The organism is Frigoribacterium sp. CFBP9029 (assembly GCF_034045305.1).
Classification (GTDB): Bacteria; Actinomycetota; Actinomycetes; order Actinomycetales; family Microbacteriaceae; genus Frigoribacterium.
On sequence record NZ_JAXCWB010000002.1, the window covers coordinates 1 to 13,745 of the forward strand.

The 13,745-nt window shown below is 70.7% G+C and carries 11 protein-coding genes; 5 read left to right on the forward strand and 6 right to left on the reverse strand.

The annotated features are described in order from the left end of the window. Nucleotides 1-654 precede the first annotated feature (654 nt). The 5 genes from SOM11_RS02545 to SOM11_RS02565 all read left to right on the forward strand — a co-directional run bounded on the left by SOM11_RS02545 (nt 655) and on the right by SOM11_RS02565 (nt 5,727). On the forward strand, nt 655-1,770 hold the full coding sequence (locus SOM11_RS02545) for an LLM class flavin-dependent oxidoreductase (RefSeq protein WP_192057913.1): 1,116 nt from the start codon (nt 655-657) through the stop codon (nt 1,768-1,770). Between the two features lie 16 nt (nt 1,771-1,786). Further along, nucleotides 1,787-2,419, forward strand: a complete 633-nt coding sequence (locus SOM11_RS02550; protein WP_320477108.1) for an FMN reductase — start codon at nt 1,787-1,789, stop codon at nt 2,417-2,419. Nucleotides 2,420-2,473: 54 nt separating this feature from the next. Then, nucleotides 2,474-3,325 (forward strand): DUF1684 domain-containing protein, encoded by an 852-nt coding sequence (locus SOM11_RS02555; RefSeq protein WP_320477109.1) that lies wholly within the window; start codon nt 2,474-2,476, stop codon nt 3,323-3,325. Nucleotides 3,326-3,389: 64 nt separating this feature from the next. Beyond that, complete coding sequence (locus tag SOM11_RS02560; protein ID WP_320477110.1) at nt 3,390-5,051, forward strand: bifunctional 3'-5' exonuclease/DNA polymerase; 1,662 nt, start codon at nt 3,390-3,392, stop codon at nt 5,049-5,051. Between the two features lie 184 nt (nt 5,052-5,235). Further along, nucleotides 5,236-5,727: a DUF3145 domain-containing protein gene (locus SOM11_RS02565; RefSeq protein ID WP_192059171.1), complete on the forward strand. Its 492-nt coding sequence runs from the start codon at nt 5,236-5,238 to the stop codon at nt 5,725-5,727. Nucleotides 5,728-5,812: 85 nt separating this feature from the next. Here SOM11_RS02565 and SOM11_RS02570 read toward each other — a convergent pair whose 3' ends face one another. The 6 genes from SOM11_RS02570 to aceE all read right to left on the reverse strand — a co-directional run bounded on the left by SOM11_RS02570 (nt 5,813) and on the right by aceE (nt 13,520). Further along, nucleotides 5,813-7,051, reverse strand: a complete 1,239-nt coding sequence (locus SOM11_RS02570) for a beta-ketoacyl-[acyl-carrier-protein] synthase family protein (protein ID WP_192057907.1) — start codon at nt 7,049-7,051, stop codon at nt 5,813-5,815. Between the two features lie 113 nt (nt 7,052-7,164). Beyond that, on the reverse strand, nt 7,165-7,413 hold the full coding sequence (locus SOM11_RS02575; protein ID WP_055797067.1) for an acyl carrier protein: 249 nt from the start codon (nt 7,411-7,413) through the stop codon (nt 7,165-7,167). A gap of 78 nt (nt 7,414-7,491) precedes the next feature. Beyond that, nucleotides 7,492-8,502 carry a beta-ketoacyl-ACP synthase III gene (locus SOM11_RS02580; protein ID WP_192057905.1) on the reverse strand — a complete coding sequence of 337 codons (1,011 nt, stop codon included), beginning with the start codon at nt 8,500-8,502 and terminating at the stop codon, nt 7,492-7,494. Further along, nucleotides 8,499-9,419: an ACP S-malonyltransferase gene (locus SOM11_RS02585; protein WP_320477111.1), complete on the reverse strand. Its 921-nt coding sequence runs from the start codon at nt 9,417-9,419 to the stop codon at nt 8,499-8,501. The genes SOM11_RS02580 and SOM11_RS02585 overlap by 4 nt, the downstream gene beginning before the upstream one ends. 112 nt (nt 9,420-9,531) lie before the next feature. After that, the gene (locus SOM11_RS02590) at nt 9,532-10,737 is read right to left on the reverse strand and encodes a PucR family transcriptional regulator (RefSeq protein ID WP_192057901.1); all 1,206 of its coding nucleotides are present in this window, start codon (nt 10,735-10,737) and stop codon (nt 9,532-9,534) included. 38 nt (nt 10,738-10,775) lie between these two features. Further along, complete coding sequence (gene aceE / locus SOM11_RS02595; protein ID WP_320477112.1) at nt 10,776-13,520, reverse strand: pyruvate dehydrogenase (acetyl-transferring), homodimeric type; 2,745 nt, start codon at nt 13,518-13,520, stop codon at nt 10,776-10,778. Nucleotides 13,521-13,745: the final 225 nt, after the last annotated feature.

Here is a 13,745-nt window from a genome sequence, read left to right on the forward strand (position 1 = left end):
GCCCGCGCCTGCGCCCGCGCCAGCCCGCGCCTGCGCCCGCGCCGGCCCGGCCCGCCGGCCCGCCCTCCCGCGGTCGGGCCCGTCCAAGCTGTGTCCCGTCCCGCTCCCGCTTGCTCGCAGCCGTGCTGGGGTCGGTAACTCCTCCTCTTTGCCGCGTGGCGCCGTATCCGCTCGGGTCCCGACCCCTGCCTCGGCACGGGGCAGGAGTTCCCGACGGCGCGGCCCCGCGACCGGGCGCATCGGCGACTCCTCCTCCCTGTCCCGCCTGGCGCAGTCCGTCGGCCCGGCGCGTCGGCAACTCCTCCTCCGTGCCGCGCGCCACGCCAGCGCAGGCCGCCCAGCCCGCCCGCGCGCACAGGCGAGGAGTTCCCGACCCGGCGCGTGAGTGCTCCTCCTCCCGAACGCGCAGGCCCGCGGCCCGGCGCGTCGGCGACTCTTCCTCCCGCGCAGCCCGAGCCCTCGGCCCGTCCCGGTCGGCAACTCCTCTTCCGTGCCGCGCACCAGGCCAGCACAGGCCGCCCAGCCCCGCCCGCGCGCACAGGTGAGGAGTTGCCGACCCGGAGCGCAGCCGACGCACCCGCGGGAATGTTCCACCGCGCCCCGCCGTTCCCCCAACTGCATACATACGCATGAACAACAGGTAAGGTGGTCCGCATGCAGTTCGGAATCTTCTCCGTCGGAGACATCACGCCAGATCCCACCACGGGCCGCACGCCCACCGAGCACGAGCGCCTGCTCGCGATGGTCGCGATCGCCAAGAAGGCCGAAGAGGTCGGCCTCGACGTCTACGCCGCCGGCGAGCACCACAACCCGCCCTTCGTCAACTCGAGCCCCACGACGCTGCTCGCCTACATCGCGGCGCAGACCGAGCGGATCATCCTCAGCACCGCGACGACGCTGATCACGACGAACGACCCGGTCAAGATCGCCGAGGACTTCGCGCTGCTCCAGCACCTCGCCGGCGGCCGCGTCGACCTGACGCTGGGTCGCGGCAACACGGGCCCCGTCTACCCCTGGTTCGGCAAGGACATCCGCCAGGGCATCAACCTCGCCATCGAGAACTACGCGCTGCTGCACCGCCTGTGGCGCGAGGACGTCGTCGACTGGAAGGGCCATTTCCGCACACCGCTGCAGAGCTTCACGTCGACGCCGCGCCCGCTCGACGGCGTGCCGCCCTTCGTCTGGCACGGGTCGATCCGCAGCCCCGAGATCGCCGAGCAGGCCGCGTACTACGGCGACGGGTTCTTCGCCAACCACATCTTCTGGCCGGCCTCGCACACGAAGCAGATGGTCGAGCTCTACCGCTCGCGCTACGAGCACCACGGTCACGGTCGTGCCGACCAGGCGATCGTCGGCCTGGGCGGCCAGGTCTTCCTGGCGAAGAACTCGCAGGACGCCGTCCGCGCCTTCCGTCCGTACTTCGACGAGGCGCCGGTCTACGGCCACGGTCCGAGCCTCGAGGACTTCACGAGTCAGACCCCCCTCACGGTCGGCAGCCCGCAGGAGGTCATCGACAAGACACTCGGCTTCCGCGACTACGTGGGCGACTACCAGCGCCAGCTGTTCCTGATCGACCACGCGGGGCTGCCCCTGCAGACGGTGCTCGATCAGCTGGACATCCTCGGCGAGGAGGTCGTCCCGGTGCTGCGGCGCGAGTTCGCGACGAACCGCCCCGAGCACGTGCCCGACGCACCGACCCACGCCGCCCGGCTGGCACGTGCCGACGGGTCGGTCGACGTCGCGGCGGCTCCGGCCGTCGCCACCCGCTGAGCCGAGGAGGCGCACCATGGCATCCAAGAGCATCGTCGTCGTCTCCGCGGGGCTGGGTCAGCCCTCCTCCACGCGCCTCCTGGCGGACCGTCTCGCCGAGGCGACCGCCCGGTCGATGCTCGAGTCGGGCGTCCCCGCCGAGTTCGAGGTGGTCGAGCTGAGGGACCTCGCGCACGAGATCACCGACGCGATGCTGACGGGGTTCGCCTCGGAGGCGCTGGCCGGCGTGATCGACCGGGTCACCCGGGCGGACGGCCTCATCGCGGTGACCCCGGTGTTCACCGCGTCGTACAGCGGACTCTTCAAGTCGTTCTTCGACGTGATCGACAAGGAGGCGCTGGCCGGCACGCCGGTCCTCGTCGGGGCGACCGCGGGCACGGCCCGGCACTCGCTCGTGCTGGATCATGCGCTCCGGCCGCTCTTCTCGTACCTGAGGTCCGTGGTCGTTCCGACGTCGGTGTTCGCGGCGTCCGAGGACTGGGGTGCCGGCGACGAGACGACGACGGGGCTGCCCGAGCGGATGAGCCGCGCCGCCGGCGAGTTCGCCGACCTCGTCGCGATGCGCTCGACCGAGCGCGGCGACCCGTTCGCCGACGTCGTGCCCTTCGAGCAGCAGCTGAGCCGACTCGCCGGCGACGATCCGCTCTGAGCGGGCATGCCCGCACGGTGCGCCGTGTTGGACCCGCAGACGAGAGGAACGATCATGAGCAGCGCATCACCAGGACATGAGACGGGCGCGTCGCCGTCGGTCGAGTCGACGAGGTTCCACGCCCTGCGCCGCGCCCGGGTGACGTCGCCGACCGGGCCGCTGGCTCTGGTGAACACCCAGTGGGTCGACGGTGAGCAGCCGATCTGGGGGGTCGCCGGGGTCTGGGCTCCCACGCCGGCGGGCGTCTCGGGGCTGACGGTCACGGCCCGCGCCGCCGACGGGGTGACCGTCGACGACGTGCTCGTCGACGGCACGGCCCTGGTCGCGGGGGACGACGCGATGACGCCGGGCCGGGTGTCGTTCGCGGATGGTGCGACGGGCACGGTGATCGCGAACGACGACGGATCGTCGTACGCCCTCCGGGTGTGGGACTCCCGCTCCGACGCGGCCACGGCCTTCGGGTCGATCGACGCCTACCCCTACGACCCGTCGTGGGTGGTGACCGCGGAGTTCGTCACGACCGAGCCCGGCACCGAGATCGACATCCGGCACCAGAAGGACCTCGACCTCAGTCGGCCGAAGCCGCTCCCGGGACTCATCCGATTCCGCCGCGACGACGTCGACTACGAACTGGCGGCGTTCCCCAGCGGCGACCGCGATCGCCTCCAGCTCGTCTTCGCGGACGGCACGACGGGCGACACCACGTACTCGGTCGGGCGCTTCCTGTTCCCGACCCCGTCACCCGACGGCACGATACTCCTGGACTTCAACCGCGCGGTCCTGCCGCCCTGCGCGTTCTCGTACCAGTTCAACTGCCCCATCCCGCCCGCGCAGAACCGTCTGCGCGTCCGGGTGGAGGCGGGGGAGAAGAACGTGCTCGACCGGTCGGGCGCGCTCCTCCACTGACGCCCGCGGGGGGATGACGTCGCAGACACCCGGGTCGCCCTCTCCGACGTCGGTGGCCGGTGGCATGATCGACATCGTGTTCATCGTGCTCCGTCGTCTGCCCGACGGTCGAGTCGAGTTCACGCCCGTCGACCGTTACGCCTCCGACAGGGCCCCGGTGGCCGCGGCACCGATCGTGGTCGCCGAGAGCGAGCTGGGGATGGCCGTCGCCACGCGCGAGGTGGAGGAGTCCCCGCGCTGGGTCTGGGACGACACCCGCAGCTGGTACCCGCGCCTCCTGGGCCTCGGTGTCCGCGTGGCCCGCTGCGTCGACCTGCGGCTCTGCCACGCGATCCTGCGGCGCTCGGCCGCGACGACGGGCGGCGAGCTGCACGGGGCCCCGCCCGGGCCGTACGACGGCCCTCAGGCCGAGCTGACGCAGGGCGACGGCTTGTTCGACGTCGTGCCCGAGTCGCTGCCCGATCCGCTGGGCGAGTTCCTGCGTCAGCGTCGCGCGGTGGAGTCGAGCGCTCACCGCGAGGGGCTCGAGCTGCTGACGACCGCCGAGTCCACCGGTGCCCTCGTCGCCTGCGAGATGCACCACCGCGGCATCCCGTGGTCGGCTCGGGTGCACGACCGCCTGCTGACCGAGGCGCTGGGGCCCCGGCCCGCGCGCGCCGGAGACCGGCCGTCCGCGATGGCCGCCGACGTCGTCGAGATCCGCGGGGCCCTCGCCGCCCCCGACCTCAACCCCGACTCGCCCGCCGAACTGCTCAAGGCGCTCAACCGGGCGGGGCTGCCCGTCGCGTCGACGAGCAAGTGGGAGATCCAGCGGCACGAGCACCCGGTCGTCGAGCCGCTTCTGCGCTACAAGCGCCGACAGCGCCTCCTTGTCGCCAACGGCTGGGCCTGGGTCGACGCCTGGGTGCGGCAGGGCCGGTTCCGACCCGACTACGTGCCCGGCGGGGTCGTCACGGGCCGGTGGGCGACGAGCGGGGGAGGCGCGCTGCAGCTGCCGAAGGCCGTCCGCGCGGCCGTCGTGGCCGACCCGGGCTGGAAGCTCGTCGTGGCGGACGCCTCTCAGCTCGAGCCCCGCATCCTCACGGGGCTCTCGCGCGACGCCGCGATGGCGGCGGCCGGCGACGGAGACCTGTACGAGGGCATCGTGTCCAGCGGCGCGGTGGCCTCGCGTGCCGAGGCGAAGGTCGCGATGCTCGGGGCGATGTACGGCGCGACGCAGGGCGAGAGCGGTCGGCTCGTTCCCCGACTCGCCCGGCGGTTCCCGCGGGCCATGGAGTACGTCGAGGCCGCCGCCCGGGCGGGCGAGGCGGGCGGGGTCGTCAGCACCCTGCTCGGGCGCAGCTCGCCGCGGCCGGGCGACGATGTCGCTGCAGACCTCCCTCCGGAGATGGACCGGGGCCCGGTGGGTCGTGACGCCCGGGCCTGGGGTCGCTTCACGCGCAACTTCGTGGTGCAGGGCACGGCGGCCGAGTGGGCGCTCTGCTGGATGGGCGCCACGCGCGCCGAGCTGCACTCGCGGTTCGCAGGGGTCGGTGACGGGGCGCCGCACCTGGTGTTCTTCCTCCACGACGAGATCGTCGTCCATTCGCCGGCCGAGGTCGCCGACGAGGTCGTGGCGATCGTCGAGCGGAGCGCCGCCGCCGCCGGTCGGCTGCTCTTCGGGCAGGCGCCCGTGCGGTTCCCGGTGACGATCGCGGTCGTCGACGACTACTCGCAGGCCAAGTAGGGGCGCCAGGGCGAACTGGCAGGAGTTACACAGTTGTGATCCCGTGCATCCGTCTGCGATGATTCAGCGAGCGGACCAGTCCGCCCACACAATCTCATACAGCACGAGAAGCCACCGTTTCGCTCGTTCACCAGGTCGATGGGGAAGTCGCACCTAACCGAATGGAGTAATCGTGGCTGCTGCAATGACTCGGGGAGTGCTCTACGTGCACTCGTCCCCTCGTGCACTGTGCCCACACGTCGAGTGGGCGGTCGGTCGTGCCCTCGGGCACGCCGTCAACTTCGCGTGGGTCGACCAGCCCGTGCTCGGCGGTTCGCAGCGCACGGAGTTCTCGTGGCAGGGCGACGACGGTGCCGGTGCCCGCATCGCCTCGGCCCTCCGCGGCTGGGAGCATCTCCGCTACGAGGTGACCGAAGACCCCGATTCGCAGCACGACGGCGGTCGGTGGATGCACACGCCCGATCTCGGCATCTTCTTCGCCCAGACCGACACCGCGGGCAACACCGTCATCCCGGAAGACCGCGTCCGCTACGCGATGGAGGTCGCCGGATCGAACGCCCTCGAGCTGCACCGCGAGCTCCGTCTCGCCCTCGGTCAGGCGTGGGACGACGAACTCGAGCCGTTCCGCTACAGCGGCGAGGGCAACCCCGTCGTCTGGCTGCACAAGGTCGGCTGACCCGAGCGCGCGGCGGTCGGTGCGGTCGCGGCGCACGAAGGAGGCGCGGGTCGTGATCGTCACGACCCGCGCCTCCTTCGATGGTTCAGACCGAACGGAACCCGATGACGGCGTTGTGGCCGCCGAAGCCGAACGAGTTGCTCAGCGCGACGATCTCGCCGTCGGGCAGCGCACGAGGCTCGCCGACCACGACGTCCATGTCGATCTCGTCGTCCATCTGGGTGACGTTGATCGTCGGGGGAGCGAGGCGCTCGTGCAGGGCCTTCACGGTGAAGAGGGCCTCGATGCCGCCGGCGCCGCCGAGCAGGTGCCCGGTGGCCGCCTTCGTCGCCGAGACGATCAGCTTCGGGGTGTGCTCGCCGAAGACGCGCTTGATGGCGTGGTACTCGGCGATGTCGCCCACCGGGGTGCTCGTCGCGTGGGCGTTGACGTGCACGACCTGGTCACGGTCGACGCCAGCGTTCTCGAGGGTGGTGATGACGGCTCGGGCGGCCCCGTTGCCCTCGGGGTCGGGCGCGGTGATGTGGTATGAGTCGCTGGTGACTGCGCCGCCGATCAGCTCGGCGTAGATGCGGGCGCCGCGGGCGAGCGCGTGCTCCTCCGTCTCGAGGACGAGCGCCGCGCCTCCTTCGGCGAGGACGAAGCCGTCACGGGTCACGTCGTACGGCCGGGAGGCGGTGGCCGGGTCGTCGTTGCGCTTAGACAGCGCCTGCATGGCGGCGAACGATGCGAGCGGCATCGGGTGGATGGCCGCCTCGGAGCCGCCGGCGATGGCGATGTCGGCGAGACCGGACTGGAGGTGCTCGTAGGCCATCGCGATGGACTCGGTGCTGGAGGCGCAGGCCGAGACGACCGTACGGGCGCCGGCGCGGGCTCCGAGCGTCATCGAGATCGCGGCGGCGGGGCCGTTCGGCATGAGCATGGGGACGGTCATCGGGAGGACGCGGCGGGGCCCCTTCTCGCGGAGGGTGTCCCAGCCGTCGAGGAGGGTCCAGACGCCGCCGATGCCGGTGGCCCAGTCGACGATGAACCGCTCGGGGACGACCTCGGGCGAACCGGCGTCGGCCCAGGCCTCGCGCGCCGCGGTGAGGGCGAACTGGCTGGAGGGGTCGAGGCGCTTGGTCTCGCGACGGTCGAGCACGTCGGCGGACGGCACGCGGGCCTGCCCGGCGAAGGTGACGGGCAGCTCGTACTTGGCGACCCACTCCTGCTCGAGGGTGGTGATGCCCGACTGGCCGGCCAGCAGGTTCTGCCAGCTCTCGGTGGCGGTGCCGCCGAGGGGGGTGGTGGCACCGAGGCCGGTGACGACGATCTTCTTGGTCATGACTGTTCTCCTGAAGGGACTGCCCGGGACGGGCGTGCGGCCTGCCTGACGGGCGGTCCCGTCGACGTGGGCGCCCGGTCGGTCCCGGGAGGGAACGACCGGGCCGCTGACGTCTAGTCCTGTGCCTTGGTGATGAAGGTGACGGCGTCGCCGACGGTCTTGAGGTTCTTGACCTCTTCGTCGGGGATCTTGACGTCGAACTTCTCTTCGGCGTTGACGACGATGGTCATCATCGAGATCGAGTCGATGTCGAGGTCGTCGGTGAACGACTTGCCCATCTCGACCGTGTCGGTCGCGATGCCGGTCTCGTCGTTGATGAGCTCGGCCAGGCCGGCGAGGACTTCTTCGGTGGACAGTGCCATGGTGTTGTTCTCCTTGTGGGGTGTCGGTTGACCGGGGTAAAGCCTATACAGGCGGAAAGCGGGGGGAGGCGCGGCGCGCTACGGGAGCACGACGACCTGGGCGCCGAAGACGAGGCCCGCGCCGAAGCCGATCTGCAGGGCGAGACCGCCGCTGAGCTCGGGGTGCTCGTCGAGGAGGCGGTGGGTCGCCAGCGGGATGCTCGCGGCCGATGTGTTGCCCATCGTCGCGATGTCTCGGCCGATGACGACCGACTCGGGCAGACCGAGCTGCTTCGCGAACTCGTCGATGATGCGCATGTTCGCCTGGTGGGGCACGAACGCGGCCAGCTGGTCGGAGGTCACGCCGGCGCGCTCGAGGGCGAGCTTCGCGACCTTGACCATCTCCCAGACGGCCCAGCGGAACACGGTCTGGCCCTCCTGGCGCAGGGTGGGCCACGGCACGTCGCCGTTGCCCTCGCGGTACTCGACCATCGTGTTCGTCATGCCGATGGCGTCCCACTTGGAGCCGTCGGAGCCCCAGACGGTCGGCCCGATCCCGGCTGATTCGGCGGGGCCGACGATCGCCGCGCCCGCGCCGTCGGCGAGGAGGAACGAGATCGTGCGGTCGGTCGGGTCGATGACGTCGCTGAGTTTCTCGGCGCCGACCACGAGCACGTACTCGGCGAGACCCGACTTCACGAACGAGTCGGCCTGCGCGATGCCGTAGGTGTAGCCGGCGCATGCGGCGGAGATGTCGTAGGCCGCCGCGGGGTTGGCCCCGACGCGCTCGGCGAGCAGCGACGCGACCGACGGGGTGGCCACGCCGCCGCCGATGGTGGAGACGAGGACGGCGCCGATCTGGTCGGGGCGGATGCCCGACTTCTCGATCGCCTCCTTCGCGGCGGTCTCGGCGAGGTCGACGACCTTGACGTCCTTGCCGGCCCGACGGCGGGTGACGACGCCGGTGCGCTGCTGGATCCACTCGTCGGACGAGTTGATCGGCTCGACGATGTCGGCGTTCGGCACGACGTTCTCACCGCGGGCGGCGCCGATGGCGTAGATGCGGGTGAACTGCGCGCCGGTGTTCTGGCTGAGCTGGGGGGTGGTCATGCTGCTCCCTCGATGAGGTCGACGGCGGCCTGGAGGTCGTCGGGTGTCGTGATGGCGACGGAGGGGACGCCCCTCAGCGCGCGCTTGGCGAGTCCGGTCAGGGCGCCGGCGGGTGCCAGCTCGATCAGGCCCGTGATTCCGGCGGCGGAGAACGACTCCATCGTGGCGTCCCAGCGGACGGGCGACGACACCTGACCGACCATGAGGTCCACGAATCGTGCGCCCTCGGTGACGACGCTGCCGTCGTGGTTCGTCCAGAGCGTCAGATCGGGGTCGGCCGTGGTCACGGCGGAGGCCGCAGTGCGGAGTCGCTCGACGGCGGGCTGCATGTGACGGGTGTGGAACGCACCGGCGACCTGCAGGGGGATGACGCGCGCCTTGGCGGGCGGCTGCTCGGCCAGGGCAGCGAGGGAGGTGAGCTCGCCGGCGACGACGATCTGACCGCCGCCGTTGTAGTTGGCCGGCTCGAGTCCGAGCTCGTCGAGGCGGGCGAGCAGTTCGGCCTGGTCTCCGCCGAGGACGGCGCTCATGCCGGTCTCGGCCTGCGTGGCGGCTTCGGCCATGGCCCGGCCCCGTTCGGCGACGAGGGCGACGGCGTCGGTGTCGGTGAGGACCCCCGAGACCGCGGCGGCGGTGAACTCGCCGACGGAGTGCCCGGCGACACCGGCCACGCGTGCGCGGTCGACGCGGTCGAAGAGGGCGCGGGCCGTGAGGATGCCCGCGGCGACGATGAGGGGCTGCGCCACCGCGGTGTCGCGGATGGTGTCGGCGTCGGAGGTCGTGCCGTGGGCGACGAGGTCGACGTCGGCGGCGGCCGACAGGCTGCCGAGCAGCTCGGCGAGCTGCGGGTCGGCGAGCCACGGTTCGAGGAATCCGGGTTTCTGGGAGCCCTGGCCGGGCGCAACGACAACGATCACTGATCCATCATGCCGCCCCGAGGGGCCTCGCAGGTGTAGCAACTCGACCAAAGATCGGGGCGGGGCTTGTCGCTTCTCGCCAGGACGACTGCCGAGGAGGCGCGGGTCGGCCTCAGCGACGCCGCCCCGCCTGCCCGTCGTGGTCGGCTATCGACCCCAGGATGAGCGCCGATTGCAGGATGAGCGCCTCACGGGCGCCGGTGGCGTCCCAGCCGATGACGTCGGAGACCCGCTTGAGGCGGTATCGGACGGTGTTCGGGTGCACGAAGAGCTCGCGAGCGGTCGCCTCGAGTGACCGCCCGTTGTCGAGGTAGCACCAGAGCGTGGTCAGGAGCTCGGTCGAATGGTTCTTCAGCGGCTTGTACACGCGGTTGACGAGTGTCGAGCGGGCGACGGGGTCGCCGGCGAGGGCGCGTTCGGGCAGGAGGTCGTCGGCGAGTGCGGGGCGGGGGGCGTTCCGCCACGACCGGGCCACCGAGAAGCCGGCCAACGCGGTCTTGGCGCTCTTCGAGGCGTCGACGAGGCTGGGCACCTCGTGTCCGAGCACGAGGTGACCGTCGCCGAAGCCGGGCTCGAGGGCCTTCGCGATGTCGGTGAACGAGGGTCGGCTGGTGGAGGTCGGGGTGCCGTTCTCGTCGAGGGTCTCTTCGGCTCGGCCGATCACCAGCACGAGTCGTCGACCCTGGACGCCGATGAGCACGTCGGCGGCCAGGTGGCGCGCCGTGCGGCGGAGCATGTCGACGTCGAGCATCCGCGGCGTCGTCCCGACGAGGACGGACACCTCGCCGTGCCCGTGCCACCCGAGCGCGGCGATGCGGCTGGGCAGCTCGTCGTCGTACTCGCCGCTGAGGATGGAGTCGACGACCAGCGCCTCGAGACGGGCGTCCCAGAGACCGCGCGCCTCGGCGGCACGCGCGTAGACGTCGGCCGAGGCGAAGGCGATCTCGCGCGAGTAGAGCAGGATGGCCTCGCGCAGCGAGTCGTCGCCGTCTTTCACCCGTTCTTCGACGACCTCGACGGTGACGCGGATGAGCTGCAGCGTCTGCTGGAGGCTGATCGAGCGAAGCAGCTCGCGGGGCGCGGCCCCGAAGACGTCCGCCGCGATCCACGGGGTGGATCGAGGGTCGTCGAACCAGCTGATGAACGACGTGATGCCCGCCTGGGCGACGAGACCCACGGCCGAGCGCCGCCCCGGGGGCATGTCGCCGTACCAGGGCAGCGTCTCTTCCAGTCGCTTGATGGTCTTGGTCGAGAGTTCGCCCGAGACCGTCCGCAGCCACGCGAGCGTGCGCTCTTTCGTGGCTGCGGACGGCTCCATGGGCGAGCTCGGAACCCGCTCGGCGCTCACGGGGCCGGTCAGCTCTCCCCGCCGGCGTTGCCGCTGGTGCCGGCGGTCACGTCGTTCAGCCGGTACTTGTCGATGGCCTGCTGGACGACGCCCGGCTCGACGTCGCCGCGGCGGGCCAGGGCCTGCAGCGTGCGGACGACGACCGAGGGTCCGTCGATCTTGAAGAATCGACGAGCGGCGGCCCGGGTGTCGGAGAAGCCGAAGCCGTCGGCGCCCAGCGTGAGGTAGTCGCCGGGGACGTACTCGCGGATCTGGTCGGGCACGGCGGCCATGAAGTCGCTGGTCGCGATGAACGGACCCTCGGCTCCCTGCAGCTTCTCGGTGACGTACGGCGTGCGCTGCTCGGCCTCCGGGTTGAGGAAGTTGTGCTCTTCGGCGGCGAGGCCGTCGCGTCGCAGTTCGTTCCAGGAGGTGACGCTCCACACGTCGGCGGCGACGTTCCAGTCGTCGGCGAGCAGACGCTGGGCTTCGAGCACCCACGGCACACCGACGCCCGAGGCGAGCAGCTGGGCGCGGGGCCCCAGGTTCTCGGCGCCCTTGAGCTTGTAGATGCCGCGGACGATGCCGTCCGCGTCGACGTCGTCGGGCTCGACCGGTTGCTGCATCGGCTCGTTGTAGACGGTCACGTAGTACATGACGTTCGGGTCGGCGTGCGTCGGGGCGCCGTTCTCGTCGGTGCCGTACATGCGGTCCATGCCCGACTTGACGATGTGACCGAGCTCGTAGCCGAAGGCGGGGTCGTACGAGACGACCGCCGGGTTCGTCGAGGCGAGCAGCAGCGAGTGGCCGTCGGCGTGCTGCAGGCCCTCGCCGGTGAGCGTCGTGCGACCGGCCGTGGCGCCGATGATGAACCCGCGGGCCATCTGGTCGCCGGCCGCCCACATGGCGTCTCCGGTCCGCTGGAAGCCGAACATCGAGTAGAAGACGTAGACCGGGATGAGCGGCTCGCCCTGCGTCGAGTAAGACGTGCCGACCGCGGTGAACGCCGCGAACGCGCCGGCCTCGTTGATGCCGACGTGCAGGAGCTGACCCTGGGGGCTCTCCTTGTACGCCAGCAGCAGCTCGCGGTCGACCGAGGTGTAGTGCTGCCCGTTGGGGTTGTAGATCTTGGACGTCGGGAAGTAGGCGTCCATGCCGAACGTGCGGGCCTCGTCCGGGATGATCGGCACGATGCGGTGGCCGAAGTCCTTCGAGCGCAGCAGGTCTTTCAGCAGTCGCGCGAAGGCCATCGTGGTGGCGACCTCCTGCTTGCCGGAGCCCTTCTTGACGACGTCGTACGACGTCGACTCGGGGACGGAGATCTGCGTGTACTTCGAGCGACGCTCGGGCACGTAGCCGCCGAGGGCGCGCCGACGCTCGTGGAGGTACTGGATCGCCTCGTCGTCGTTGCCGGGGTGGTAGTACGGCGGCAGATACGGGTTCTCGTCGAGCTGCGAGTCGGAGATCGGGATGCGCATCTCGTCACGGAACTGCTTGAGGTTGTCGAGCGTCAGCTTCTTCATCTGGTGGGTCGCGTTGCGGCCCTCGAACGACGGCCCGAGACCGTAGCCCTTGACGGTCTTCGCCAGGATGACGGTCGGCTGGCCCTTGTGCTCGGCGGCGGCCTTGAACGCGGCGTAGACCTTGCGGTAGTCGTGCCCGCCGCGCTTGAGGTTCCAGACCTGGTCGTCGGTGAAGTCCTTGATGAGCTCGAGGGCGCGGGGGTCGCGACCGAAGAAGTTCTCGCGGACGTAGGCGCCGCTCTCGGCCTTGTAGGTCTGGAAGTCGCCGTCGGGCGTCGTGTTCATCAGGTTGAGCAGCGCGCCCTCGGTGTCGCGGGCGAGCAGGTCGTCCCATTCGCGACCCCAGACGACCTTGATGACGTTCCAGCCAGCACCGCGGAAGAAGCTCTCGAGCTCCTGGATGATCTTGCCGTTGCCGCGCACCGGGCCGTCGAGTCGCTGCAGGTTGCAGTTGATGACGAAGTTCAGGTTGTCGAGACCCTCGTTGGCTGCGACCTGCAGCTGACCGCGGCTCTCGACCTCGTCCATCTCGCCGTCGCCGAGGAACGCCCAGACCTGCTGGTCGGAGGCGTCTTTTATGCCGCGGTTGGTGAGGTACTTCGCGACCTGCGCCTGGTAGATCGCGTTGATCGGGCCGAGACCCATCGACACGGTCGGGAACTGCCAGAACGACGGCATGAGACGCGGGTGCGGGTACGAGCTCAGCCCGCCCGACGGGTGCGACTTCTCTTGGCGGAACCCGTCGAGCTGGTCGGTGCCGAGACGGCCCTCGAGGTAGGCGCGGGCGTACATGCCGGGGGAGGCGTGGCCCTGGAAGAAGATCTGGTCTCCGCCACCGGAGTGGTCCTGGCCGCGGAAGAAGTGGTTGTAGCCGACCTCGTACAGGGCGGCGGACGAGGCGTAGGTAGAGATGTGACCGCCGACCGAGACACCGGGGCGCTGGGCGCGGTGCACGGTGATCGCGGCGTTCCAGCGGATCCACCGGCGGTAACGGCGCTCGAGCTCTTCGTCGCCGGGGAACTCGGGCTCGTCTTCGGTGGCGATGGTGTTGACGTAGTCCGTCTTGGGGACCATCGGCACGCCGAGGTGGAGTTCGCTCGACCGGCTCAGCAGGCTCTTCATGATCTCGCGAGCCCGTTCGTGCCCCTGGGCCGCCACGAGGGAGTCGAGCGACTCCCGCCATTCGGCGGTCTCTTCGGGATCGCGATCGGTCGTGTCGACCGTGTACGGGTCTTGGTCGTTTACCGTCACCCTTGACCTCAATCAATCTCGTGGTGTTGATAGCACCGTGTGTGGGTCGCACCGTATGTGGTGGACAGACGAGTGTCAGGTCGTCCGCGTCCGGGTTCCGAACACGTTGCCACCTGACTCGCCAGAGTCTAGTGACCCCGACTGACACCGACCCTGCCTGAGAGAGTCTCCGCACGCGCTGAGAGCGGTCCTTGCGCTCGCCCGCGTGCGGCGTAGGATCACTGA

What these genes read in the sequence shown, in the direction of transcription:
- SOM11_RS02545 (WP_192057913.1), top strand. Translation starts at nt 655, where the DNA reads ATGCAGTTCGGAATCTTCTCCGTCGGAGACATCACGCCAGATCCCACC.
- SOM11_RS02550 (WP_320477108.1), top strand. Translation starts at nt 1,787, where the DNA reads ATGGCATCCAAGAGCATCGTCGTCGTCTCCGCGGGGCTGGGTCAGCCC.
- SOM11_RS02555 (WP_320477109.1), top strand. Translation starts at nt 2,474, where the DNA reads ATGAGCAGCGCATCACCAGGACATGAGACGGGCGCGTCGCCGTCGGTC.
- SOM11_RS02560 (WP_320477110.1), top strand. Translation starts at nt 3,390, where the DNA reads ATGATCGACATCGTGTTCATCGTGCTCCGTCGTCTGCCCGACGGTCGA.
- SOM11_RS02565 (WP_192059171.1), top strand. Translation starts at nt 5,236, where the DNA reads ATGACTCGGGGAGTGCTCTACGTGCACTCGTCCCCTCGTGCACTGTGC.
- SOM11_RS02570 (WP_192057907.1), bottom strand. Translation starts at nt 7,051, where the DNA reads ATGACCAAGAAGATCGTCGTCACCGGCCTCGGTGCCACCACCCCCCTC.
- SOM11_RS02575 (WP_055797067.1), bottom strand. Translation starts at nt 7,413, where the DNA reads ATGGCACTGTCCACCGAAGAAGTCCTCGCCGGCCTGGCCGAGCTCATC.
- SOM11_RS02580 (WP_192057905.1), bottom strand. Translation starts at nt 8,502, where the DNA reads ATGACCACCCCCCAGCTCAGCCAGAACACCGGCGCGCAGTTCACCCGC.
- SOM11_RS02590 (WP_192057901.1), bottom strand. Translation starts at nt 10,737, where the DNA reads ATGGAGCCGTCCGCAGCCACGAAAGAGCGCACGCTCGCGTGGCTGCGG.